This is a genomic window from Nisaea sp., assembly GCF_034670185.1.
In the GTDB taxonomy this organism is placed as follows: Bacteria; Pseudomonadota; Alphaproteobacteria; order Thalassobaculales; family Thalassobaculaceae; genus Nisaea.
On record NZ_JAXMNY010000003.1, the window covers coordinates 500,569 to 523,000 of the forward strand.

Consider the following 22,432-nt stretch of genomic DNA (forward strand, 5'->3'; position numbering starts at 1 on the left):
GGTGCCAAGACTGAAGCATGAAGCCGGAGCGGGCGGAAGTCGTCAGTCCAAGCTTGTAACTGCAAGCCTCGCTCCTATAATGCCGCGCTTCTTTGACCTTTCCCGTCTTTCGGGCTGGGGTCGTGACGGAAGCAGGAATGCGTATATGGCCAATGCCGCGACCCCTCTTGTCGGTATCATCATGGGCAGCCAGTCTGACTGGGAGACCATGAAGGAAGCCGCGCTCATTCTGGATGCCCTCGACGTCCCGCATGAAACCCGGATTGTCTCCGCGCACCGGACGCCGGCTCGCATGGCGGACTATGCCGCGACGGCGCGGGAACGGGGCCTCAAGGTAATTATTGCAGGGGCTGGCGGCGCCGCGCACTTGCCGGGCATGGTGGCCGCGCAGACGACGCTCCCGGTGCTGGGGGTTCCGGTCGAGAGCAAGGCGCTCAAGGGGATGGACAGCTTGCTGTCGATTGCCCAGATGCCCGGGGGCATACCAGTTGGAACTCTGGCTATTGGAAAGGCCGGATCAAAGAATGCGGGGCTGCTTGCGGCCGCGATCCTGTCTAACGAGGATGAAAAGCTGCATGCCCGGCTGGATGCCTGGCGCAAGGCGCAGACTGAGTCGGTCGGTGACGTGCCGGTGGATGCCTGATGTCTGACGTTCTGGCTCCCGGCTGCGTCATCGGGATAATCGGCGGCGGTCAGCTCGGCCGCATGACGGCGTTGGCGGCGGCACCGCTTGGCTATCGCTGCCATATCTTCACACCGGAAGAAAACAGTCCGGCCTCACAGGTGGCCGAGAAGACCACTGTCGCTTCCTATGAAGACGAGACGGCGCTGGCGGAATTCGCCGCAGCTGTCGATGTCATTACCTATGAATTCGAGAATATCCCTGTCGATACTGTGCAGCGCCTTTCGAAACTGGCGCCGGTCCGGCCACGGCCGAGTGTGCTGGCGGTCTCTCAGCATCGCGTTGCCGAAAAGGATTTTGCGCGCGATTCAGGGGCGGGCACTGCACCTTACCGGCATGTCACCGATCTTGACCAATTACGCAATGCTGTGTCCGAAATCGGTCGCCCGGCGGTCCTCAAGACATGCCGCTTCGGCTATGACGGCAAAGGTCAGGTCAAGATCACGGCGGAGACGGATCTTGCGGCGGCTTGGGCATCACTGAAGACAGGCGATGCGGTGCTGGAAGGCTTCGTTTCTTTCGACAAGGAAGTTTCCGTCATTGTGGCGCGCGGCATCGACGGTACGGCATTGGCTTTCCCCGTGGCGGAAAACCATCATGTCGATCACATTCTAAGCACCAGCACCGTGCCGGCAAAAATTCCTGAAATGACGGAAAAGGCCGCCCGAGCCACGGCCGTTGCCCTGGCGGAACGCCTGGAGCTGGTCGGGCTCCTGGCTGTCGAAATGTTTGTGACGGAAGAGGGCGACGTTCTCGTGAATGAAGTCGCGCCGCGTCCTCACAATTCGGGACACTGGACGCAGGATGGCTGTGCGACAAGCCAGTTTGAACAGCTTGTGCGCGCGGTGACCGGGCTGCCGCTGGGGCCAGTGGACGTACTGTTCCCGACGGTGATGCAGAACCTGATTGGCGATGAAGCTGATCAGTGGCTGGATATCGCCGCCGAGCCGCACGCGAAGTTGCATCTCTATGGCAAGGCGGAAGCCCGCCCGGGCCGAAAGATGGGACACGTGAACCGAATCAAGATTTCCTGATCGGAAGTTTTCCGTGCTTTAGGAAATAGCGTACAGCAGTGCCGACCCGTTGCGGCCTGTCAGGAACAAATGTCGGATCTGACGGCTTCATAATGGGATAGTGGTTCGGGAAAAGTGGGTCCCACTCGTCGCCGAAATAGAAGTAGGCTTTACCCAATCCGATGGAAGGCGCTCCGGCTGAACAAGCGAGCGCGAGCACTGCCGTTGAAGGCGTTATGACGAGATCCAGGCAGGACATCAGCGCTGCGACCCGGTCGAGTTCTTTTGTTTGATCGAGATCGGGAAAGTCATGAATGGTCACGCCATATTTGGCGTGAACAGATTCGATTTCTTCGCCTGCATCCCCGTTCTGAAGGTTTATCAGCGTGAATGCGTCTGCAGGAATACTCCGAATAAGTTCGTCGAGAGTATTGTAGTGAATAGATCGGTGTGAGGTTATCAGTGTGCCGCTTCGCCAGCAGACGCCGAGGTAAGGCGCGTTACCTAGTTCATTCAGACGGGTTTGCCATTTGGTCCTCTCGGAACTATCCATTTTTAGATAGCCGGGCCGATCCGGTTGGCTAACGCGCTGTGTGCGATAGAGTGCGGGCAGATCCCCGCTGCAAAGGTAGTGTGTGAACCCGTGTTCCTGCGTGGTCAAGGTGTAGTCGTATGTGGTTTCTCCATGCGGGCCTGGGCGAAGCTGTTTGTCGATCAGATTGAGAGTCGGGAAAGTTCGTTTCAGGAAACTGTGCAGTCGCACATCGGTTTCCACTGTGACGGTGTCCACGTCCTTCAGCAGATCCGGAAGGCAGCTCAAAAACCGGATATCATCGCCAATCCCCTGTTCGGAAGCGACGAGCAAATGATCTGGTTTTGTGGTGACGTTACTTCGATGCGGAGGCAGACCAATTCTTTTGGGAGACGATTTCATGGCAAGTCGGTATGGCCAATAGCGCCATCCGATTTCTACATCCTGCAGACAAAATGCGGAAAGGGAGAGATTGTAGGCCATATCCGCGAAACCGGGCTCTACCACCAATCCTCTGCGGGATATTCGGACAGAGTTTTCGAATGCACCGAGCTGGTAGGTTACAGTGCCGAGAGAATTATAAGCGGTGCCAAGCTCTGGAGCTAAAATAACTGACCGACGCGATGCGTCGGTGCATGCTTGGTAGTTCAGATCCGCATAATATTCGGCAGAAAGTTGGTTCCATGTTCTTGCCGAAATGGGTTGGAGAATGGTTGCTAGTCGTTTCGGTACGATACTCTCCCACCCAGTCACGTTTGAAATGTCACCGCTCCGAAAATTGGCATAGATCTCGTGGCGTTGTGGGTTCAGGAGGATGCCCTGCATGGCTGCGCGATCAGCAGCCGGAGTGTCTTTGAGAGATTGGTAAATGGTGTGCAGATGGAAATAGGGCTCGACCGTGCTTGGGGATAGGTCACGAGCCTGGGTTAGCGCTCTGACTGCGTCTTCGAGCTTGCCGTTCGTGTGAAGAGCGCAACCAAACCTCAACCACGCGTCGGCATTTTCCGGCATGAGATGGACAGATTGCTCTGCATTTGTGAGAGCAATCTCGGGGTGTCCCATCTCCAGGGCGACGATAGAGGCATTCAGGAACGCAGTGCCGGAAACGGGATTAAGGACGCATGAGCGTCTGTAGGCCGATGCAGCAAGACTCGGACTGCCCTCGGCGCGAACCGCGCTGCCGAAATGATCATAATAGGACGCCGGGTCGGGCCGCAGAACAATCGCTTGCTGGATGAGGTGAGCTCCCCTATTAGGCGAGCCTTGCTGGAAATAAAGCGTGCCCAGAAGGTGTAATATATCCGGGTTCGGCCCTACGGACGCACGGAGTTTCTCGTAAATAGGTCGCGCTTGATCCAGGCGTCCGGCTTCGTGCTGTGCGATCGCTTCGGCGAACAGTTGCTCGAGATTTCCGGTTTCCTGGTTCATCGTGCCTGCCGCCGGTGTCATGATATGGAGCCTTGTTATTCTTCGCGCTTGAAAACCCACCAGTTTGAATCGCCAAACCCGGTCAGCTTATCCCAGAAGAACCCGGCTTCGATGGGGCGCCAGTCGGGGTTCTGTTTCATGAAGAGCTCACCGTAGTCGGCTTTCCAGAGCATCTCGTTCTGGCCGCGATACTCGACCTCCTGAAGATGCTTGGAATAATACTCGGTCATCAGCACGTACTTGTTTGCGACACGTCCAAGTTCAGAAAGCGCCCTGTCCAGGGAATCCGGCTCTACATGGATTAAAACACCAGATGTAAACGCCATGTCGAAATGACGGTCTGGAAACGGAATTGATTGCAGCCACCCTTCGACGATGTTGCCTTTGGCCGTTACGCCAGCTGCAATTGCTTTCGCCCGGGCCTTGGCATTCGGCTCGATGGCATGGAGTTCAGCGGAGGTAATGTTCGACAGGGCGCGCAGGGCGATGCCGACATTACAGCCGCATTCAAGAATGGAAGCGGGCGGGTCGGCAGCCATGCACTCCCACATTTTCGCGTAGGCGCGAGTGTAGTCGCGCACACGTTCGGCTGTTGCGGAATTGCGTTCTGCATAGGCATCGCCGAACCGGCCCCGCCACGTATCAAGCTGCGCCGTAATTGTTTTCTCGTCCACCGGACTCACTCCTGGAAACACTGAAGAATTCACGGGCTGGTATCGGATCACGGTGACCAGAGCGAAGTATCGCTCCGGCCTGTTCTCCGGCATTCAGTAGCAGATCTACGATTGACATGAAGCCTAGGAATCCGGATCCGCACTGAGGGTAAATCGGGTGATCGTAGCGCTGGAACACCACATCGATGCCAGCCTCTTCGAAACGCTTTATGCCATCGAGTCCAATATAGTCGGCGGAGCCGGGAGCGCTGACATAGGTATCGGCGCCATAAAGACGGCAAATCTCAATCAGGCGCATCACGCGGCCATCGAATTTAGGAAGAGATTGAGCGCGGACTGTTTCCGTGGTGATCCCCAGACGCTCCATCGCGAAGTGGATGAAAGCGATATTTACGTCCGCGAGGCAGGCGCTGTCAGAAATGGACGACAAATGCTTTGCCAATGCCGGAAATTCTCTATCAAAGGCCTGAGCGCTCGCATACTCCTGCTGCAGGGTCTTTGCGAATTTCCGCATGCGGCGTTCAGGGTGAACAATCGCAGTGTCGAGACTGGTGCCTTCGCTAAATCGGGCGGAAACAGGCAGCGAAATCCACTTGCTGCCTTGGCTGGTTTTGATTCGGTTGCGGCAGTGCCAGGATTGCTTGGAGAATTGCACGGTATCGAGGAAGACGAACTGGTCGACTTGGTCGATCAGATCGAAATATCCCATCCAGGGGAGCCATGTCGGTTGCATGATCGCAACACGCATCGTCATCTCCTAGGAACGCCTCCCGGCGATAACCATTGTCCGTCCAAGCTCGGCCTGCCCGAAGGCTTTGTAAAGCCGCCTGCGGACCTCGGTCGGGATAGATCGTTCGAACGCGACACGCCGGTTGTGGCAATCGGCACCGAGCGCACGCTCTGAAATATAATCAAAGCCGAGAAGAAGCCATAGCTCCATCGGAAACTCGCCATGCCTATGGAAGGGCATGACCCCGACATCGTGCATCATGGCCTCAACGGCATCGAAGGTGAGGTAATTGATATGCCCTGGCGCTGAGACCCACCATTCCCTAAGGCCGAGCGAATCGACCGCCGCCATCTGCAGTGCGTTGAAGTCGTTTCCGCCACGGACCATCAGAACACCTCCGGGCTTCAGTATCTTGGATGCAGTCCCTAGGTTGTGTGCTGGATCGTGGGTGAACTCGAGAACATTGTTGAAGACCACCGCATCAAGGCTCTCGGGCTTGATCGTTCCATCCTCAAACAGACCATCCAGAGAGCCTTCGAGAGCGTCCAGTCCCTTGGATTTTACCGCTTCAACTGCATCGCTGGCCAAATCGATGCCGAGCGGTTCAAGCCCGGCCTGTTTCATGTCGTTGACAAGCTCGCCGAGTCCGCACCCGACTTCGGCGACCCGTTTGCCGGGCGCAAATTCCAGAAGAATGTCGATGATGTCTTTGTGGACGGTTTCCCGGAGCCATTTTTCCTGGTCTGCCGCCTCGTCGCCGCCGCGGTTGGCCCGCGCAATGTCGGAGGCGAGTTCACCTTCGTTTATGAGCTTGTAATACTGTTCCGCATAAAAACGGTCGAGATCTTCCCGCGTCGGCATCGGGTCAAGAACGCGATGCCCGTATTTGGGAGCTGGTTTTGTACTGTAGTCGCTCAATCTTCTGAGCCTTTCATTTCCAAACCATTTTGGCAGGAGTTGATTGCCCTGTTCTGGGCTTAAGCCTTCTTTATTTTACGCAAACCTACGCGTGATTCGCTAGTTTTGTTTCATGAGGCCTTAGTGGATGGTTTGCGCGTTATCACTCAGTTCCGCGCATAAAGGTTGGCTAGCCGGTCTTCGTAAGCGTCCTTGATCAGGTGCCGTTTCAGCTTCAGGGTTGGGGTCATCATGGTGTTTTCGGTGGTGAACGCCTCGTCAGCAATAAGGAAGCGCCGCACTTTCTCGCTCTGGCTGAGGCGGGCGTTGCCACGGTCCACCGCGGCGCCTACGGCTTTTACAAACTCTTTGTCTTCCTTGATCGCGGCAAGCGTCGGCTCAGCGTTATGCGCTGTCGCCCATTCCTCGATGAACGTCTGTTCCGGTACCACGACGGCCACCAGATACGGACGCTTGTCCCCATAGGTCATGACCTGAGCGATTTCGGGCTCGATCGTCAGCTGTCCCTCGACACGGGCCGGGGCGATGTTGTCGCCGCCGGAATTGACGATGATGTCTTTCTTGCGGTCGGTGATGTGAATGTAGCCGTCCTCGTCGATCCGGCCGATATCACCGGTATGCAGCCAGCCGTCGACGATGGTGCTGGCGGTGGTTTTCGGATCGCCCCAATAGCCTTTCATCAGCAGTTCGCCGCGCACCAGGATCTCGCCGTCTGCCGCGATCCGGACGTCCACATCCTTCAGCGGTGGGCCGACCGTCTGGATTTTGTTCGGGGCGCAGCGGTTGCAGGAGACGACCGGTGACGCTTCGGTCTGGCCATATCCTTGCAGAATGCGGATTCCGAGGGAGAGGAAGAAGGTTCCGATATCGGGGTTCAGTGCTGCGCCGCCAGACACGAAAGCCTTGAGCCTGCCGCCGAACCGGCCTGCAACCTTCTTGCGCACGGCAATGTCGAGCAGGGCATTCTCGGCGCATTCGAGAAGCGAGAGGCTTTTGGGATCGTTATAGGCCTTTCTGCCGAGCGTGACGGTACGGTGGAACAGCTTCGCGCTCAACCCGCCCTTGGTATCGACCCCGCGACGGATGCGGTCATGCAGAACCTCGTAGAGGCGCGGGACCGCGGTCATGATCGTCGGCCGGGCTTCGGTCAGGTTCTGGGAGACCTTTTCGGGCCCTTCTGCATAGTAGATCTCGGCGCCGATGGAGATCGGAAAATGCAGCCCGCAGATATGTTCGTAGGAGTGAGAGAGGGGGAGTAGAGAGAGGAAAACCTCATGGTCCAGGCCGAGGCCGCAGAGCAGGTCATGCGCACCTTCGCAATTAGCCAGAAGTGAGCCGTGTGTCAGCATCACCCCCTTGGGCTGGCCGCCGGTGCCGGACGTATAAATCAGGCTGCAAACCTCGTCGCGTTGCAATGCCGCGGCCCAGTCGACGGGATCGCCGTCGACAGCGTCGCCGTGCTGGAGAAAGCTGTCCCAGTTCATGATGGTTAGCGTGCTGTCGGGTGTCTTCGAAAGCTTGTCGATCGTGATCAGGGTTTTGCAGTCCGCCGCATTTTCGGCGGCTGGCAAAACCTTCTCCACCAAACGTTCGGTGGAAACCACGATGGCTTTTGCGCCGCTATCCTCAAGCACATGACGGTAATCGTCGGCCGTGTAGGTCGTATAGGTCGGAACCGCGATGGCACCGGTTGCCATGATGGCAAGGTCCGCGATTACCCATTCCGGCCGGTTCTCCGAGACGATCAGGACGCGGTCGCCCTTTTCAATGCCGCTCGCCCGCAAGGCCTTCGCGAAACGACGGACGGCATCCCCGGCCTCGCCATAGGTCATGGGCTGATAGGTGCCGCTCTGCTTGATCCACAGGAATGGGCGCGTGGAGAGCGCTTCAGACTGATCGAAGAACAGCGTTGCGAGATTTCGTACTGCCTTGTAGTCCATTATTGGTGTTTCCTCCCATGGCCGCTCGTTTCCTGGCGGCTCTGGATGAGTTTAGCAGACGAACGACTGGTTGAGCATTCGCGCTCGCACTAATGAAACGAATGGATACTCAGATGGCCGATGCCGCACAATCCGAACTTGGCGCTCTCCCCGAATGGGACCTGTCCGATCTCTATCCCGGACCGGAATCGGAGGCCCTGACCAAGGACCTGGAGAAGCTTGCCGCGGATGCCAAGGCTTTCAAGCACCGTTATGCCGGAAAGATTGCTGGCCTCGGCGGCACCGAGCTTGGCCGGGCTATCCAGACCTATGAGCTGATGGACGAGATCACGGGGCGCATCATGTCGTACGCCTATCTCGTTTATGCGGGAGACATGAGCAGCGCCGAGAACGGCCGCTTCTTCCAGTCCATGCAGGAAAAGGTCAACGCCGCCGGGACGGACCTGCTGTTCTTCACTCTGGAGATCAACCGGATCGAGGAGGCGGATCTCCAGGCCAGCCTTAAGGCGCCGGAACTCGCCTTCTACAAACCCTGGCTGCGCGATGTCCGGGCCTTCCGGGATCATCAGCTCTCTGACGAGATCGAGGAGAAGCTGCACGAGAAGTCCGTGACCGGCAAATCCGCCTGGGTCCGGCTTTTCGACGAGACCTTCGCCCGCCTGCGCTTCCCGTTTGACGGCAAGCAGCTCACCTCTGCCGAGGTGCTGGACAAGCTCAGCCACAAGGACGGTGCGATCCGCGAGAAGGCCGCGAAGAGCTTCGCCGGTGTGTTGAAGGAGAATATCGGCCTCTTCGCGCTGGTCACAAACACGCTCGCCAAGGACAAGGCCATTGATGACAAGTGGCGCGGTTATGCCCAGCCGATTTCGGCACGCAACCTCGCCAATCAGGTCGAGGACGAAGTTGTTCAGGCACTCTCCGATGCCGTGACGGGGAGCTACGATCGGCTGTCGCACCGTTATTATGCGCTGAAGGCGAAATGGTTCGGTGTCGATGCGCTGAACTACTGGGACCGCAACGCGCCGCTGCCGGACGACGATGACACCACGATCCCCTGGGACGAAGCACAGAAAACGGTGCTTGAAGCCTATGGGAGCTTTTCAGCTGATCTCGCCGAGGTCGGTCAGCGTTTCTTCGACAATGCCTGGATCGACGCGCCGGTACGGCCGGGCAAGGCGTCTGGTGCCTTCGCGCATCCGACGGTGCCGAGCGCGCATCCCTATTTGCTGCTGAACTATCAGGGCAAGACCCGGGACGTGATGACGCTGGCCCATGAACTCGGCCACGGCGTGCATCAGGTTCTCGCCGGCAAGCAGGGCCAGCTTCTGTCCGACACGCCGCTCACTCTTGCGGAGACGGCGTCCGTCTTCGGTGAGATGCTCACCTTCCGCGCCGTCCTGGCATCCAAGACCGATCCGAAGCAGCGCCGGACCATGCTGGCCAGCAAGGTCGAGGACATGCTGAACACGGTGGTCCGGCAGATTGCCTTCCACCAGTTCGAGACCAAGGTGCATGCGGCCCGGAGCAACGGTGAGCTGATGCCGGAGGATCTCGGCGATATCTGGATCGAAACCCAGACCGCCAGCCTCGGTCCGTCCATCAAATTCGACGACGACTACCGGACCTTCTGGTCCTACATCCCGCACTTCGTCCATTCGCCGTTCTATGTCTATGCCTATGCATTCGGCGACTGCCTGGTGAACTCGCTCTACGCCGTCTACCAAAACGCGGAAGAGGGCTTTGCGGAGAAGTATCTGGAGATGCTTTCCGCTGGCGGGACACTGCGCCACAAGGAGCTGCTCGCACCCTTCGGGCTCGATGCCAGCGATCCGGCTTTCTGGTCCAAGGGGCTGGATGTGATCGACGGCTTCATCACCGAACTTGAAGGTATGGAATGATGCGTACGCCGGACGCGCTTCAACTTCGATTGGATGGTTTGCCGCGCGTCCGGCTCGGACATTTTCCAACACCGCTGGAAAAGATGGAGCGGTTGGCCAGCCACCTTTCGGAGGAGCTTGGCAAGCCGGTGCCGTCGCTCTGGGTGAAGCGGGACGATTGCTCCGGCGTTGCCACCGGCGGCAACAAGGTGCGCCAGCTCGAGTATTCCTTTGGCGCCGCCCAGGCTGCCGGGGCCGATACGGCCGTGATCACCGGGGCGGTGCAGTCGAACTACATGCGCACGGCCGCCGCCTTCGCGGCGAAGCTCGGCATGGAATGCCATGTCCAGCTCGAAAACCGGGTCGAGGGTATGGGCGAGGAATATCACAAGTCCGGCAATGTCTTGCTGGACCGGATGTTCGGTGCCCGCATGCACCACTTCCCGCTTGGCGAGGACGAGAAGGCGGCGGACACCAATCTCAACAGCATTGCCGCGCGGCTGAAGCGGGAAGGCAAGAAACCCTACCTTTTCACCCTCTCTGCGGACACCAAACCGGTGACATCCCTCGGTTATATGCAATGCGTCGTTGAATTATTCGAGCAATCCATTGCTGGAGACATGCCGTTCGATGCGGTGGTGGTGCCGAGTGGCAGTGCCGCCACCCATGTCGGTACCCTGCTGGGCCTGCGGCTCGCGGGATATACCGGGCCGGTGCACGGCATCTGCGTGCGCAGGGACGCGAAGAGTCAGACAGAGCGCGTTCTCTCCATAACCAGGTTGGCCGAAGACATGCTCGGCTGCGGCGAGATAGTTCCCGAGAGCGACGTGATCTGCCGAGACGACTGGCTTGGCCCGAGCTACGGCAAGATGGTGGAGAGCACGCACGAAGCCATCGACCTTGCCGGCCGCCTTGAGGCGTTGATTGTCGACCCGGTCTATACGGCGAAAAGCCTGGCCGGCCTGATCGGCCTCACCCGAGCGGGCGCGTTCGAGGGCATGGGGAACGTGCTCTATATCCATACCGGCGGGCTGCCTGCGCTCTTCGCATATCGTTCCGCGATCTATCCGGACGATTAGGCTGAAGAGTTCAGTCCCCTTCTTGCTCGCCCAGGCCGTACCTGTATTGTTTCCGCCAACGGTCCGGCAGCGACCTGTCCGCTCGATTTTATCGGCGAACGGCTCAATCTTGAACAACTGAAAAAACTTGTAAAAGAGCTTCCGAAAGCTGTCCGTGAAGGAGATGCGGAGGCTGTTGCACGATGGGAAGCACATCATCCGAAGGGCGTCGCCTCGGAGCGGCAGCTCGCCGATGTGCAGCTTGTCATCGCGCGGGAAAACGGCTTTCCGAGCTGGCCGCGCATGAAGGCGCAAATCGACGGGTTGCGCATCGCCCCTGGTGTTGGGATCAGGGGCGCGATACGGACGTTAATGCTTGATCTGAGGGGCAGGGAGACGGAAAGGGGGGCTTGTTCTTGGAGCGGGCCTCCCATGCCATTATCATCGCCGAATGATTCGCGAATGTATCACGTACCTCACCACCCCGTGCCCGGCGCCCTATCGGCGGATGGGATATCTTCGTGAATGTGTCGGTATCGAGAGCCGGTATCGCCGGAACCGGAAGCCCTGGGCGTCACACCTGGAGCAGAGCCGGAAGCTGATGCTGGAAGCGGCCGGACAGTGCGACACGCGTGATACGGTGCTGATCTTCGGTGCCGGATTGCTCCACGACATTCCCCTGGCTGAACTGCTCGGCATGTTCCGGCGCGTCATTCTGGCGGATCTTCTTTTCATGACGCCTGCCCGCCACGCCGCGCAGGGGGAGGAGCGGATCGAGCTGGCTACTCTCGACGTCACCGCCTCGCTCTCCTCCCTCGCCGAAGGAAATACCGAGCTGACGCAACCGACAGCCTACCTGGATGACCCCTCAATCTCGCTGGTGATTTCCGCCAGCATCCTGTCCCAGCTTTTCGTCGTCCCGAACGCCTATCTTGAAAAGAACTTCGGTCAGAGCGACGCGGAGAGCGAGCGGCTGGGGCAAGAACTGGTCCGCGCGCATCTCGCCTATCTCGGCGCTTTCGAGTGCCCCGTGGCTCTGGTCGCCGACGAGGCGCATATCATCCGTGACCGGTCAGGCGCGGAAACCGCAACAGCATCCGCCCTGCATGACGTAGCTCTGCCGCCTGGTGGAAAGTCCTGGGACTGGGATATCTGCCCGCTCGGGGAGATCGACAGGGATCATTCCGTGGTGCATCGGGTGAGGGGGTATGCGGATTTTCCGAAGGGCTGAACCGTCTTCGCTTTTCGAAGCTTGCTCCCGCGCTCTAGAATGATCCGTAACAAAAAAATTTCTGGGGAGCATCGACCAATGAAACTGATCGGAAATTATCTTTCACCCTTCGCCCGGCGGGTGGCGATCAGCCTCAATGAGCTCGGTATTGCCCACGAGATGGAAAACGTGATGGTGAGCAAGAACCCCGAAGCGGTTTCGGGGCACAACCCGCTCATCCGGATCCCAACGCTCATTCTCGATGACGGCGAGGTGCTGGTCGAGAGCTTCGCCATTCTCGATGCCATCGACGAGATGGCGGGGGCAGAGAAGGCTCTTGTCCCGGCATCCGGTGCGGACCGGCGTCGGATCCTCAAGATCACTGCGATCGCGCTCGGGACGATGGATAAGACTCAGTGGGCCGCCTACGAGGTTACGTTCCATCCGGCGGAGAAAGTCCACCAACCCTGGATCGATAAGAATGAAAATCAGGCCTGTGGTGGCCTTGCCTATCTGAACGAGCTGGTCGAAAAGGCGGGAGATGGCTGGCTGGGCCGGACGGATAATATCAGCCAGGCTGATATTTCGGCCGTTGTCGCTTTCAGTTTTGCGCGGAAGATTCGCCCTAATCTGGGCGTTGAAAAACGCTTCCCGGCGCTGGCTGCCTTCGCAGAACGTTGCGAGGCGCGGGAGACCTTCAGAAAGGCGCCGGTACCGGGTTGATCAGGAGGCTTCCTCTGTCTTCAGGTTTGCAGCGACAAAGGCATCCCGTTCCGCGTCATCGACGATACCGGCAAAATCGCCGATCCCGCCCATGGTGCGCATGTAGGCGCGGCGGCTGGTTGAATAGATCCCGAAGAGGCGGAGCAGTTCAGTGACCGGTTCCGGGTGGTCGTCGACGCGGATGTCGGCTTCGGCATAGGGCTCGCTGCCCTGCATGACGTCCCGTTGCCACCCGGCGGCAGATCATGGGACTGGGATATCTGCCCGCTCGGGGAGATAGACCGGGTTTATGCAGTGATGCACCGGGTGCGGGGCTTTGTGGACATTAAAAAATGGTAGCAGGGGTCGATTTTCATGCTCAGTCGCGATAATCGTTGATTAGGTAAATTTCAAAAGATCCAGGGCTTGTAATGTTTAGAGAGTTTCGTCTTCGCAGGCTGCCGGTTTTCGTGCTGCTTTTTGCTCTTTGCAGCTGTGTTACGACGCAGCCAGATTTGTCCAAAGGTCTCAATCAGCAGAAAGCCTACGTGATCGTTGGTCGGGAAGCTGTGGCGCATGGCTGGAAAGACTATTTTGACTATAACGATACTCTGGAGTCGCAGGTGTCTTCCGAAGTAATTCGAGGAATGCCTAGCGGACGGGAGATGATTTTTAGAAAATATAACAGCGATGGAAAATTATCCGACGTTAAATACCCAGTGAATGATAATGAGACGTTTATTGTTGATTTGAACCTTTCGCCTTTTCCTTTTCGGAATTCACTTCAGTCTATTGTTTTTGGGGGGGGCGGTCGAGGCGTTGATATCTCTGAAATAACAGACAAATTTCACGGGAAAAGCGCGCAGGTTTTTGGCGAGGGATATCTGGTTTATGATGTTTTTGAAGTTACTCCAGGGAATTGGGTCTTCGAGCGTTATAGATATGACAAATTTGGCTGTATCAATCCTCGTGGATGTGGAAACACACTTTATAATGTAATGCAATTGAAGCGTGGGCAGGTGTCGCAAAATTCGCTGGGTTTTTCTGTCTCTGCCGGAGAGTTGGTTTATGTTGCAGATGCAAAAATAGAGTTCGATATTGTTTCAAAAAATGTCATGAATAAAAATTATTCATTCAAGAATTCGAATATGCCTGTGGATGAGGTGAGGACTTATCATTACGCCAAGAATATTAAATTTTCTTTCGGGTTAGATGTCAGTAGAATGAAGGAGGCGATGTCCAGCCGTCTCGACGTTTCACGGGTTGTCGTACGAAAGTTGAGGAGAATTAAATGATCGAACGATCTATTCTCTCATATGATATCTACGTTGAATAATTGCACATTTATTTGAATTTATTAGAGATTTTAATGTTGAGAATGGTGTGGTCGATGAAACGGCAAGTTTTTTTCTTCTTTCTAGTGTTTGGTGCTCTCAGCGGCTGTGCAAGCACGCGGGATTATCAGACGCCGAACGCGCACATAATAATGGGAGCGCGTGTGGAGCCGAAGATGCGAGAGGGCGTGATTGGTCTCTTCACACCGTCGACCAGTGCCGGGATTGGTCTGTCTCACATCCCGAAGAGGCGTGACATCCGTAATCATGCAATATCCGTTCGGGGTGGCCAGGGATGGTCGTACGAAGTGTTTCCTGTCGTCGCGGGATTGTACATTTTAGACGATGTTTATGTGCGAGGCGGAGGAGCTCAAGGTATGGAAGTCACGCGTCTCGCCGAGACGCTGAAAAAGAAAGATGGCAGGACCAGTGTTCGTGCCGCTTATCTCTTTGATATTCCGAAAGGTTCAGTCGCATATATTGGGTCATTCGATATCGAAGCCTCAGCCTTGCCTGTCGAGATTACCGTTGTGAAGGATATAGAATCTGCGCAGGCAGCAGCAGTTGCGGCTGGGATCGATCATTCCCGGATTCAGGTGCTTGAGCGGAATCTGATCCGCGGTATGGAGAAGCTGGTGTCGGATGCGCAGAGCGGAAGCTGACTTTTGCCGTTCAGTTGTCCTGCTTCTGCGCCATAAAATCCTCCCGCTCTGCGTCATCGACGATGCCCGCGAAATCGCCGATCCCACCCATGGTGCGCATGTAGGCGCGCCGGCTTCCCGCGTAGATGCCGAATAGTCGCCTCAATTCGGTGACGGGCTCGGGGTGGTCGTCAATGCGGATGTCGGCTTCGGCATAGGGCTCACTTCCCTGAATAAGCAGGGCTGCCGATTGTTTGCCACGCTTGTCGCCGCCTGCGGCTTCTCCTGCCTCCAGAGCCGTTAGCAGACGGTCGCCGAACTCGAGTCCGTTATGGGCTTCGTAGCTTGCCAGGGTATCGGCCACCACGGCGGGGCCGGCCAGCATGTTCCCGGCGACGGTGACGTTCTCTCCCGTCAGGTGCCCGCACCAGTCGACGCAGTTAGCGCCTGTATGGGCGAATGTGTTGCCCTTGGCGTCGACACCGTGCACCTGGCGAATTTCCCGCCCTTCATCGTGGGCGAGTGTCATTGCGAGGGCTTCGGTTATCGGCAGGCCGCGTGTCATCAGGTCCATCGCGAGCGGACCGTGCATCGGGTTGGTGTGAGCCTGGGTGGATATGGCGCCAATTCCGGCACGGGACCAGGGGCAGATGGCGCCGACGGCGAAGGCGCAAGTGGAGACGGCGATGCCGAAGCGGCCGCTCTTCGGATCACGTGCGACGATTGACCACGTCATGAGCTGTTCCCGTTTTTGTCGATCCGCGCGAGATTGCGCCTATATTCTGTGATTGGTCAAATTCGCCGGGTGATAGGCAATGCGTAACGTGATCCTGCTCGCCGTAGTACTCCTCAGCCTTCTCGCGGGCGCCCTTTGGGGTGTTTGGGAGGTCTGGTTCGCCGTCGAGGATGTCGAGATGAGCATCCACGGATTCATTGCGCTGGCCTTGGGAGCCTTCTTCACATTGCTGCTTGGCGGCGGTCTGATGTGGCTCGCCTATTACAGCTCCAAGCACGGCTATGACGAGCGTACGCTTCACCCGGAGGACGAGGGTTAATCCGGCGACCGGTAGGGCATGGTTTCCACCGGCTCATGGCTGGTGGCGCAACACTTTTCGTGGTCCGAAAGCACACCGATTATTCGGCAGTCCGCGACTGTTCCGTGCGAGCAGCTCTCCAGCATCCGCGCCAACTCTCCTTCCAGAGCCTGCAGGCGACCGATCCGCCTTCTGACTTCTCCAAGATGACGGCTGACGATTTCGTCCGCTTCCACGCAAGAGGCGGCGGGCTTGTCGGTCATCTCCAGTAGTTCGCGAATGGCATCCAGGGGAAAACCGAAATCGCGGGCATGCTTGATGAAGCCCAGCCGGTCGAGCTGATCCTGTCCGTAGATCCGTTGGTTGCCGGCGGTGCGGGCCGGTTCCGCCAGCAACCCGATGGACTCGTAATAACGGATCGTCTGCACCTTTGTGCCCGTCTGGCGGGCGAGATCGCCGATGGGATAACGCGGGACTGTGGCGTTTGTGGCGATTTCCGTCATGGCTTTCTCGAATTCTCTGTCGTTTGTCCTTGAACCTACAGTCGCTGTAGCTCCCATATTTGGGCCTGATGAGTTGATTTGTCGAGGGGCGTGCCATGGCCGGCTGTTGCGGTCACGATCATGAAAATGTGGTTTTCGAAGGAATGTCAGCGGCGTACCGCCGGGCGCTCTGGGCCGTAATCCTGATCAACGGCGTGATGTTCGTCGTCGAAATGGCCGCCGGGTTCGGCGCCGGGTCGATGGCCCTGAAGGCGGACGCGCTCGATTTTCTGGCCGATACAGCGACCTATGCGCTCAGCTTCTATGTCATCGGAAAAGCCGCCCGGGTCCGGGCCAGCGCGGCCCTGTTCAAAGGGTTTTCACTCGCGCTCATGGGGCTCTGGGTGTTTGCCTCCACCGCCTATCAGGTGCTTGTGGTCGGTGTGCCGGAAGCAGTCGTTATGAGTTCGGTCGGTGTCCTCGCCTTCATTGCCAATATGGCCAGCGTTGGACTGCTCTATCGCTTCCGTGACGGTGACGCGAATGTCCGCTCCGTCTGGCTCTGCTCGCGCAACGATGCGATTGGAAATGTTGCCGTGGTCATCGCCGCGGGCGGTGTCTGGTATACCGGAACCGGCTGGCCCGATCTTGCCGTTGCCGGGGTAATGGCGGGCCTGTTCTGCTGGTCCTCTTTCCAGATTATCCGTCAGGGTCTCGGGGAGATGCGGGCTGTCTCTGCAACCTGATTGCGAGCAGCCGGCCCACGTGATTAGTGCGCCTTCATTACGATAATCTTTCTTGTTCCACGATGTGGATTCATTGACTCGCACATGGTGCGGTGCAAAAAATACTCACTCCAAACTAGGTAATAGACGAGGTCAACCTCGCATCTCACCTAATAATTCGGAACAGGGATATTGATATGATTCGTTGGACACGACGCAGCCTAATGGCTCTCGCGGTCGTGGCCCTGCCTTTGGTAGGGACCCCGACTTTGGCGAGCGCCGAAACGGTTCTGCGGGTAATTCCGCACGCGGACCTGAAGAACCTCGATCCGATCTGGACGACGGCCTACATCACTCGCAACCATGCCTATCTCATCTATGACACGCTTTTCGCGATGGATGAGAGCTTCAAGCCGCAGCCGCAGATGGTCGACACCTGGGAGACCTCTTCCGACGGTAAGGTCTGGACGTTCAACCTGCGCGACGGGTTGAAATTCCACGATGGTGCACCGGTCACTTCCACGGATGTCATCGCTTCGCTGAAGCGTTGGGGTGCCCGTGACGGCATGGGCCAGAAGCTCATGGAACAGATGGAAGAGATGGTCGCTGTCAGCGACAAGACCTTCCAGTTCAAGCTGAAAGCACCGTACGGCCTGGTGCTGGAGTCGATCGGCAAGATCTCCTCCAACGTGCCGTTCATCATGCCGGCCCGTATTGCCGCGACCGATCCGTTCGAGCAGATCCCCGAGCATATCGGCTCCGGCCCGTTCAAGTTCGAGGCGGACCAGTGGGTTCCGGGTTCGACCGTGGTCTATACGAAGTTCGAGGACTATGTCCCTCGCTCCGAGGCACCGTCTGCTGCCGCTGGCGGCAAGATCGCCAAGGTCGACAAGGTGATCTGGACCTACTTCCCCGATCAGACGACCGCAATGAACGCTCTGATCGCCGGCGAAATCGACTTCTTCGAACAGCCGTCCACCGATCTGATGCCGCTGCTTTCCGCGGCGGAAGACGTGACTGCCGAAGTCAATGACCCGCTCGGCTCAATCGGCTTTGCCCGCTTCAACCATCTGCTGCCGCCGTTCGACAATGTCGAGATCCGCAAGGCAGCTACCATGGCCATGAAGCAGGAAGACTACCTGGCCGGTGCCATCGGTGCCCCGGAGTTCTGGAAAACCTGTTTCTCGATCTACCCCTGCGGTACGCCTCTGGCGACCGAGGTGGCGGCCGAGACCATGAAAACGGGTTCCATCGAAAAGGCCGCCGCTGCCCTGAAGGCTGCCGGTTATGACGGAACGCCCATCGTGATCATGCACCCGACGGACATTCCGGTGCTCTCCGCCTTCACCCTGATCTCCGCCGAGAAGCTCCGCAAGGCTGGCTTCAAGGTTGATCTGCAGGCGATGGACTGGTCCACCCTGACTTCCCGCCGGGCCAAGCGTGACCCGGTTTCCGAAGGTGGCTGGAACATCTTCCATACCTGGTGGATCGGTGCGGACGTGATCGACCCGATGTCCATTGCCTTCTCCGGCGATCCGGACAAGGGCTGGTTCGGCTGGCCGGACGACGCGGCGCTCGAGAAAGCGCGTGCTGAGTTCGCTGCAGCGACAACGGCGGACGAGAAACTCGCCGCTGGCAAGAAGGTGCAGGAGCGCGTCTGGGGCATCGCAGCCTCCGCCGAGCTTGGTCAGTTCTTCGTTCCGGTTGCTTATCGGAACAATGTGAAGGGTCTGATCAAGTCTCCGGTCCAGTTCTTCTGGAACATGTCGGTCGAGTAATCTCGCCCGTCGGAAAGCCGCCCGGATCGCCTGATCCGGGCGGCTCCTCTGATATGCTCTGCCCTCCGGCCGCCAAGGCCCGTACTGGCGACAGACGCCTTGAGGAGCTTACCTCTCCATGCTGACCTATGTGTTGAAGCGCGTGCTCTCGACCATCCCCGTGATGGTGATTGTGGCCGTGCTGGTTTTCCTTCTTCTGCGCCTTGCGCCGGGGGATCCTGCTGCGGTGATCGCGGGGGATTATGCGACTGCCGAGGATGTCGAGCGCATCCGCACCCAGCTCGGGCTGAACGACCCGATGTTCGTGCAGCTCTGGCGCTGGATCCTGCAGCTCGCCTCGGGCGATCTGGGTACCGCGATCTTCTCCAAGAAGCCGGTGATGGAGCTGATCGGTCAGCGGATCGAGCCGACCCTGCTGCTTTCCTTGTGCACGATTGTGTTCGCGGTCGCCGTTGCGGTACCGCTCGGAACCATCGCGGCCTGGAAATCGGGATCGCTCATCGACCGGTTCGTCATGTTCTTTTCAGTCGGCGGTTTCTCGGTGCCGGTCTTCGTGCTGGCCTATTGCCTGATTTATGTGCTGGCGATGCAGCTCAAGATCCTGCCGGTCCAGGGTTACAAGTCGCCGTTCGACCACGGGCTCCTCACTTTCCTCCGACACATGGTGCTCCCGGTCCTGGCGCTCTCGGTGATCTTCATCTCGCTGATCGCACGGATGACCCGGGCCTCGGTCATGGAGGTTCTGGAAGAGGATTATGTCCGGACTGCTCGTGCAAAGGGCCAGTCCGAATGGAAAATCCTGATGAAGCACGCTGTACGTAATGCGGCGGTGCCGATTGTGACCGTGATCGGTGTTGGCATCGCGCTGCTGATCGGCGGTGTGGTGGTGACAGAGTCGGTCTTCAATATTCCTGGCCTCGGGCGTCTTGTGCTCGATGCGGTGCTGGCCCGCGATTACCCGGTGATCCAGGGGCTGATCCTGTTCTTCAGCTTTATCTACATTCTGATCAACTTGTTGATCGATCTCTCCTACACCCTGTTTGACCCGAGGATCAGGTACTGATGACAGCGACAGTTCCTCAACAGATGCCTGACGACGACATTCTTCCGGAAAAGCAGCAGCCGTCGACTTTCGCGCTGATGATGCGGAACAGGTCGGTGTTCTGGGGCGGCGTCTTGCTGCTGATCATGGCGGCAATCGCGATCATATGGCCGCTCTTTACCGGATCACCGACCGAGCAGAATGTGATGAGTCGACTGAAGCCACCGTCGGCTGGTTTCTGGTTTGGCACGGACTTTCTGGGGCGCGATATTTTCGTCCGGGTTGTTCACGGTGGGCGGATTTCGCTCGTCGTCGGCATTTCCGTGGCTGCAATCGCCACCGTGATTGGTCTGTTGACTGGTCTGGTCGCCGGCTATGTCCGCTGGCTCGATGCGCCTGTGATGCGGGTCATGGATGGCTTGATGGCGATCCCGGCGATCCTGCTGGCGATTGCCATGATCTCGATTTCAGGTGCGACCCTGGCCACCGTCGTTGTCGCCATTACCATTCCTGAAATTCCGCGGGTTGTCCGACTGGTTCGCGCCGTTGTGCTGACGGTGCGGGATGAGCCCTATGTCGAAGCGGCGATTGCCTCCGGCACTCGGCTTCCGGCGATTCTGATCCGGCATATCCTGCCGAATACCATTGCGCCGATGATCGTGCAGGCCACCTACATCTGTGGCGCGGCGATGCTGACCGAGTCCATCCTCGGCTTCCTCGGAGCCGGCATCCCGCCGGAGATCCCAAGCTGGGGCAATATCATGTCCGAGGGGCGGACCTATTTCCAGCTCACCCCCTGGATCATTTTCTTTCCCGGGGTCGCACTCGCGCTGACCGTCCTTGCCGTGAATATCGTCGGCGATGGTTTGCGTGACACGCTTGATCCCCGTATTGCCCGGAAGATGCGCGTATGACCGATACACAACCCGCAATGGAGACAACGGGGGCCGCAACGGCCACGCCGGTCCTTGAAGTCCGCAATCTCTCGGTTGCTCTGCCCAAGGGGGCGGACCGTCCGTTCGCCGTCGAGGATATCAGCTTTACCGTCGGGGCGCGGGAGATCGTCTGCGTCGTCGGTGAGTCCGGTTCCGGAAAATCCGTCACGGCCTTTACAACCATGGGGCTGAACCCGAAGGAAGTGAAAGCCGTCAGCGGCGAGATCATCCTCCAGGGTGAGGATCTTCTGACAAAATCGGATGCCGAGATGCGCCGCCTGCGCGGCGAGAAGATGGCGATGATCTTCCAGGAGCCGATGACCGCACTGAACCCGGTCATCAAGGTCGGCGATCAGATCCGCGAGATGCTGGAAATTCACACGACCCTCTCGGCGGCCGAGCAGAGGGAACGTGTGCTTGAGGTCATGGCGGACGTCTCCCTGCCGGACCATGTGAAGATGTATGACAGCTATCCGCACCAGCTTTCCGGCGGGCAGCGCCAGCGCATCATGATCGCCATGGCCCTGGCGCTTGAGCCGGGCCTGCTGATCGCCGACGAGCCGACGACAGCGCTCGACGTGACGACCCAGGCGCAGATTCTTGATCTGATCAAGGATATCCAGCGCCGGCATGGATCGGGCGTGTTGTTCATCACCCATGATTTCGGCGTGGTGGCGGAGATTGCCGACCGCATCGTGGTCATGCAGAAAGGCAAGATCGTCGAGCAGGGCACGCGGGATGAGATCCTGCTGAAGCCCCAGCATCCTTACACAAAGATGCTGATCGGCTCCGTGCCTTCCATGACACCAAGCCACCGGGTCGAGATTGACAAACGCTCGCCAGCCCTGATCGCGCAGAAGGTCAACAAGGTTTATGGCGGTTTCGGGCTGTTCCGGAAGAGCCGTGAGGTCCATGCCAACAAGGATGTGAATCTCGTCGTGCACCGGCGGGAGACCCTCGGCGTGGTCGGTGAGTCCGGCTCAGGTAAGTCGACTCTGGCCCGGTGTATCGTGCGTCTGCAGGATCCGACGTCCGGCCATATCCAGGTCGAGGGCGCGGAAATCGCAACTATTTCGGAAAACGCGATGCGCCCGCACCGGCGGGATATCCAGATTGTTTTCCAGGACCCTTACCGCTCGCTCAATCCGCGCCGCACGGTCGGTCAGTCTATCGTCGAGGGGCCGATGAATTTCGGCGTGAGCGAGGCCGAGGCGGACAGTCGGGCGCGCGAGTTGATGGACATCGTCGGCCTTAGCCCGGATGCGCTTGACCGTTTCCCGCACCAGTTCTCCGGCGGCCAGCGTCAGCGTATCTGTATCGCCAGGGCGCTTGCTATGCAGCCCAAGGTGCTGATCGCGGACGAGGCGGTGTCGGCGCTGGACGTTTCCGTCCAGGCTCAGGTGCTGGATCTGCTGGACGATGTGCGCGAGCGCTACGATCTCGCCATGCTGTTCATCACCCACGATCTGCGCGTCGCGGCGCAGATCTGCGACCGGATCATGGTCATGCAGAACGGCGTCGTGGTGGAGGAAGGCGATACGGCGAAGGTCTATGCCGACCCGCAGCACGAATACACCCGGTCGCTGCTCGCGGCCGCACCGGGCCGGGACATCGCTTTCGCGAAATAATGCTGTTAGCGCTTTCTCTGCGCTAACAGCACCGCCGCCTGGAGCTTCTGCGTCTCTTCATCGGCTTAT

At 58.3% G+C, this 22,432-nt stretch carries 22 protein-coding genes; 14 read left to right on the plus strand and 8 right to left on the minus strand.

The window, feature by feature from the left end; genetic code table 11:
* Positions 1–145: 145 nt before the first annotated feature.
* Both purE and VOI22_RS15875 read left to right on the plus strand, forming a co-directional pair.
* Positions 146–643, plus strand: a complete 498-nt coding sequence (gene purE / locus VOI22_RS15870; RefSeq protein WP_323797427.1) for a 5-(carboxyamino)imidazole ribonucleotide mutase — start codon at positions 146–148, stop codon at positions 641–643.
* A complete protein-coding gene (locus VOI22_RS15875; protein WP_323797428.1) occupies positions 643–1,716 on the plus strand; it encodes a 5-(carboxyamino)imidazole ribonucleotide synthase in 1,074 nt (357 codons plus the stop codon). The genes purE and VOI22_RS15875 overlap by 1 nt, the downstream gene beginning before the upstream one ends.
* On the opposite strand, the gene VOI22_RS15880 is transcribed toward VOI22_RS15875, so the two are convergent.
* The 5 genes from VOI22_RS15880 to VOI22_RS15900 form a co-directional block, all read right to left on the minus strand.
* On the minus strand, positions 1,703–3,676 hold the full coding sequence (locus VOI22_RS15880; protein ID WP_323797429.1) for a tetratricopeptide repeat-containing glycosyltransferase family protein: 1,974 nt from the start codon (positions 3,674–3,676) through the stop codon (positions 1,703–1,705). The genes VOI22_RS15875 and VOI22_RS15880 overlap by 14 nt on opposite strands.
* 14 nt (positions 3,677–3,690) lie before the next feature.
* The gene (locus tag VOI22_RS15885; protein ID WP_323797430.1) at positions 3,691–4,329 is read right to left on the minus strand and encodes a pseudaminic acid biosynthesis-associated methylase; all 639 of its coding nucleotides are present in this window, start codon (positions 4,327–4,329) and stop codon (positions 3,691–3,693) included.
* Positions 4,298–5,077, minus strand: coding sequence for a WbqC family protein (locus VOI22_RS15890; RefSeq protein WP_323797431.1), 780 nt, complete (start codon positions 5,075–5,077; stop codon positions 4,298–4,300). The genes VOI22_RS15885 and VOI22_RS15890 overlap by 32 nt, the downstream gene beginning before the upstream one ends.
* A gap of 9 nt (positions 5,078–5,086) precedes the next feature.
* A complete protein-coding gene (locus tag VOI22_RS15895) occupies positions 5,087–5,977 on the minus strand; it encodes a class I SAM-dependent methyltransferase (protein WP_323797432.1) in 891 nt (296 codons plus the stop codon).
* 146 nt (positions 5,978–6,123) lie between these two features.
* The gene (locus tag VOI22_RS15900; protein ID WP_323797433.1) at positions 6,124–7,917 is read right to left on the minus strand and encodes an AMP-dependent synthetase/ligase; all 1,794 of its coding nucleotides are present in this window, start codon (positions 7,915–7,917) and stop codon (positions 6,124–6,126) included.
* 113 nt (positions 7,918–8,030) lie between these two features.
* Here VOI22_RS15900 and VOI22_RS15905 point away from each other — a divergent pair, with 113 nt between their 5' ends.
* From VOI22_RS15905 to VOI22_RS15920, 4 genes are all read left to right on the plus strand, one after another.
* Positions 8,031–9,815, plus strand: a complete 1,785-nt coding sequence (locus tag VOI22_RS15905; protein WP_323797434.1) for a M3 family oligoendopeptidase — start codon at positions 8,031–8,033, stop codon at positions 9,813–9,815.
* Complete coding sequence (locus tag VOI22_RS15910) at positions 9,812–10,873, plus strand: D-cysteine desulfhydrase family protein (RefSeq protein WP_323797435.1); 1,062 nt, start codon at positions 9,812–9,814, stop codon at positions 10,871–10,873. Before VOI22_RS15905 ends, VOI22_RS15910 begins: the two co-directional genes overlap by 4 nt.
* A gap of 487 nt (positions 10,874–11,360) precedes the next feature.
* Positions 11,361–12,083, plus strand: coding sequence for a hypothetical protein (locus tag VOI22_RS15915; protein ID WP_323797436.1), 723 nt, complete (start codon positions 11,361–11,363; stop codon positions 12,081–12,083).
* A 78-nt stretch (positions 12,084–12,161) separates the two neighbouring features.
* Positions 12,162–12,785: a glutathione S-transferase family protein gene (locus tag VOI22_RS15920; RefSeq protein ID WP_323797437.1), complete on the plus strand. Its 624-nt coding sequence runs from the start codon at positions 12,162–12,164 to the stop codon at positions 12,783–12,785.
* Here VOI22_RS15920 and VOI22_RS15925 read toward each other — a convergent pair whose 3' ends face one another.
* The gene (locus VOI22_RS15925) at positions 12,786–13,001 is read right to left on the minus strand and encodes a hypothetical protein (RefSeq protein WP_323797438.1); all 216 of its coding nucleotides are present in this window, start codon (positions 12,999–13,001) and stop codon (positions 12,786–12,788) included.
* Positions 13,002–13,279: 278 nt separating this feature from the next.
* On the opposite strand from VOI22_RS15925, the gene VOI22_RS15930 reads away from it, so the two are divergent.
* Positions 13,280–14,059: a hypothetical protein gene (locus tag VOI22_RS15930; protein ID WP_323797439.1), complete on the plus strand. Its 780-nt coding sequence runs from the start codon at positions 13,280–13,282 to the stop codon at positions 14,057–14,059.
* Positions 14,060–14,154: 95 nt separating this feature from the next.
* Positions 14,155–14,760 carry a hypothetical protein gene (locus tag VOI22_RS15935; protein ID WP_156901498.1) on the plus strand — a complete coding sequence of 202 codons (606 nt, stop codon included), beginning with the start codon at positions 14,155–14,157 and terminating at the stop codon, positions 14,758–14,760.
* A gap of 10 nt (positions 14,761–14,770) precedes the next feature.
* Here VOI22_RS15935 and VOI22_RS15940 read toward each other — a convergent pair whose 3' ends face one another.
* Positions 14,771–15,475 (minus strand): DUF1028 domain-containing protein, encoded by a 705-nt coding sequence (locus tag VOI22_RS15940; protein ID WP_323797440.1) that lies wholly within the window; start codon positions 15,473–15,475, stop codon positions 14,771–14,773.
* Positions 15,476–15,554: 79 nt separating this feature from the next.
* Between VOI22_RS15940 and VOI22_RS15945 the strand changes: the two genes are divergently transcribed.
* Complete coding sequence (locus VOI22_RS15945) at positions 15,555–15,794, plus strand: hypothetical protein (RefSeq protein WP_323797441.1); 240 nt, start codon at positions 15,555–15,557, stop codon at positions 15,792–15,794.
* On the opposite strand, the gene VOI22_RS15950 is transcribed toward VOI22_RS15945, so the two are convergent.
* The gene (locus tag VOI22_RS15950; RefSeq protein WP_323797442.1) at positions 15,791–16,276 is read right to left on the minus strand and encodes a helix-turn-helix domain-containing protein; all 486 of its coding nucleotides are present in this window, start codon (positions 16,274–16,276) and stop codon (positions 15,791–15,793) included. The two genes, VOI22_RS15945 and VOI22_RS15950, sit on opposite strands and share 4 nt — an antisense overlap.
* A 95-nt stretch (positions 16,277–16,371) precedes the next feature.
* Here VOI22_RS15950 and VOI22_RS15955 point away from each other — a divergent pair, with 95 nt between their 5' ends.
* The 5 genes from VOI22_RS15955 to VOI22_RS15975 all read left to right on the plus strand — a co-directional run bounded on the left by VOI22_RS15955 (position 16,372) and on the right by VOI22_RS15975 (position 22,363).
* Complete coding sequence (locus VOI22_RS15955; RefSeq protein ID WP_028467399.1) at positions 16,372–17,001, plus strand: cation transporter; 630 nt, start codon at positions 16,372–16,374, stop codon at positions 16,999–17,001.
* Between the two features lie 176 nt (positions 17,002–17,177).
* On the plus strand, positions 17,178–18,758 hold the full coding sequence (locus tag VOI22_RS15960) for an ABC transporter substrate-binding protein (RefSeq protein WP_323797443.1): 1,581 nt from the start codon (positions 17,178–17,180) through the stop codon (positions 18,756–18,758).
* Positions 18,759–18,876: 118 nt separating this feature from the next.
* Positions 18,877–19,821, plus strand: coding sequence for an ABC transporter permease (locus VOI22_RS15965; protein WP_323797444.1), 945 nt, complete (start codon positions 18,877–18,879; stop codon positions 19,819–19,821).
* Positions 19,821–20,714, plus strand: coding sequence for an ABC transporter permease (locus VOI22_RS15970; protein WP_323797445.1), 894 nt, complete (start codon positions 19,821–19,823; stop codon positions 20,712–20,714). Before VOI22_RS15965 ends, VOI22_RS15970 begins: the two co-directional genes overlap by 1 nt.
* Complete coding sequence (locus VOI22_RS15975) at positions 20,711–22,363, plus strand: ABC transporter ATP-binding protein (RefSeq protein ID WP_323797446.1); 1,653 nt, start codon at positions 20,711–20,713, stop codon at positions 22,361–22,363. The genes VOI22_RS15970 and VOI22_RS15975 overlap by 4 nt, the downstream gene beginning before the upstream one ends.
* The last annotated feature ends 69 nt before the right edge of the window (positions 22,364–22,432 follow it).

Bases quoted from the DNA above. Each gene is read 5' to 3' on its own strand.
- VOI22_RS15945 (WP_323797441.1), top strand. From the start codon at position 15,555: ATGCGTAACGTGATCCTGCTCGCCGTAGTACTCCTCAGCCTTCTCGCG.
- VOI22_RS15960 (WP_323797443.1), top strand. From the start codon at position 17,178: ATGATTCGTTGGACACGACGCAGCCTAATGGCTCTCGCGGTCGTGGCC.
- purE (WP_323797427.1), top strand. From the start codon at position 146: ATGGCCAATGCCGCGACCCCTCTTGTCGGTATCATCATGGGCAGCCAG.
- VOI22_RS15915 (WP_323797436.1), top strand. From the start codon at position 11,361: ATGGGATATCTTCGTGAATGTGTCGGTATCGAGAGCCGGTATCGCCGG.
- VOI22_RS15955 (WP_028467399.1), top strand. From the start codon at position 16,372: ATGGCCGGCTGTTGCGGTCACGATCATGAAAATGTGGTTTTCGAAGGA.
- VOI22_RS15925 (WP_323797438.1), bottom strand. From the start codon at position 13,001: ATGCAGGGCAGCGAGCCCTATGCCGAAGCCGACATCCGCGTCGACGAC.
- VOI22_RS15905 (WP_323797434.1), top strand. From the start codon at position 8,031: ATGGCCGATGCCGCACAATCCGAACTTGGCGCTCTCCCCGAATGGGAC.
- VOI22_RS15940 (WP_323797440.1), bottom strand. From the start codon at position 15,475: ATGACGTGGTCAATCGTCGCACGTGATCCGAAGAGCGGCCGCTTCGGC.
- VOI22_RS15950 (WP_323797442.1), bottom strand. From the start codon at position 16,276: ATGACGGAAATCGCCACAAACGCCACAGTCCCGCGTTATCCCATCGGC.
- VOI22_RS15935 (WP_156901498.1), top strand. From the start codon at position 14,155: ATGAAACGGCAAGTTTTTTTCTTCTTTCTAGTGTTTGGTGCTCTCAGC.
- VOI22_RS15965 (WP_323797444.1), top strand. From the start codon at position 18,877: ATGCTGACCTATGTGTTGAAGCGCGTGCTCTCGACCATCCCCGTGATG.
- VOI22_RS15910 (WP_323797435.1), top strand. From the start codon at position 9,812: ATGATGCGTACGCCGGACGCGCTTCAACTTCGATTGGATGGTTTGCCG.
- VOI22_RS15880 (WP_323797429.1), bottom strand. From the start codon at position 3,676: ATGACACCGGCGGCAGGCACGATGAACCAGGAAACCGGAAATCTCGAG.
- VOI22_RS15920 (WP_323797437.1), top strand. From the start codon at position 12,162: ATGAAACTGATCGGAAATTATCTTTCACCCTTCGCCCGGCGGGTGGCG.
- VOI22_RS15975 (WP_323797446.1), top strand. From the start codon at position 20,711: ATGACCGATACACAACCCGCAATGGAGACAACGGGGGCCGCAACGGCC.
- VOI22_RS15875 (WP_323797428.1), top strand. From the start codon at position 643: ATGTCTGACGTTCTGGCTCCCGGCTGCGTCATCGGGATAATCGGCGGC.
- VOI22_RS15900 (WP_323797433.1), bottom strand. From the start codon at position 7,917: ATGGACTACAAGGCAGTACGAAATCTCGCAACGCTGTTCTTCGATCAG.
- VOI22_RS15890 (WP_323797431.1), bottom strand. From the start codon at position 5,077: ATGCGTGTTGCGATCATGCAACCGACATGGCTCCCCTGGATGGGATAT.
- VOI22_RS15970 (WP_323797445.1), top strand. From the start codon at position 19,821: ATGACAGCGACAGTTCCTCAACAGATGCCTGACGACGACATTCTTCCG.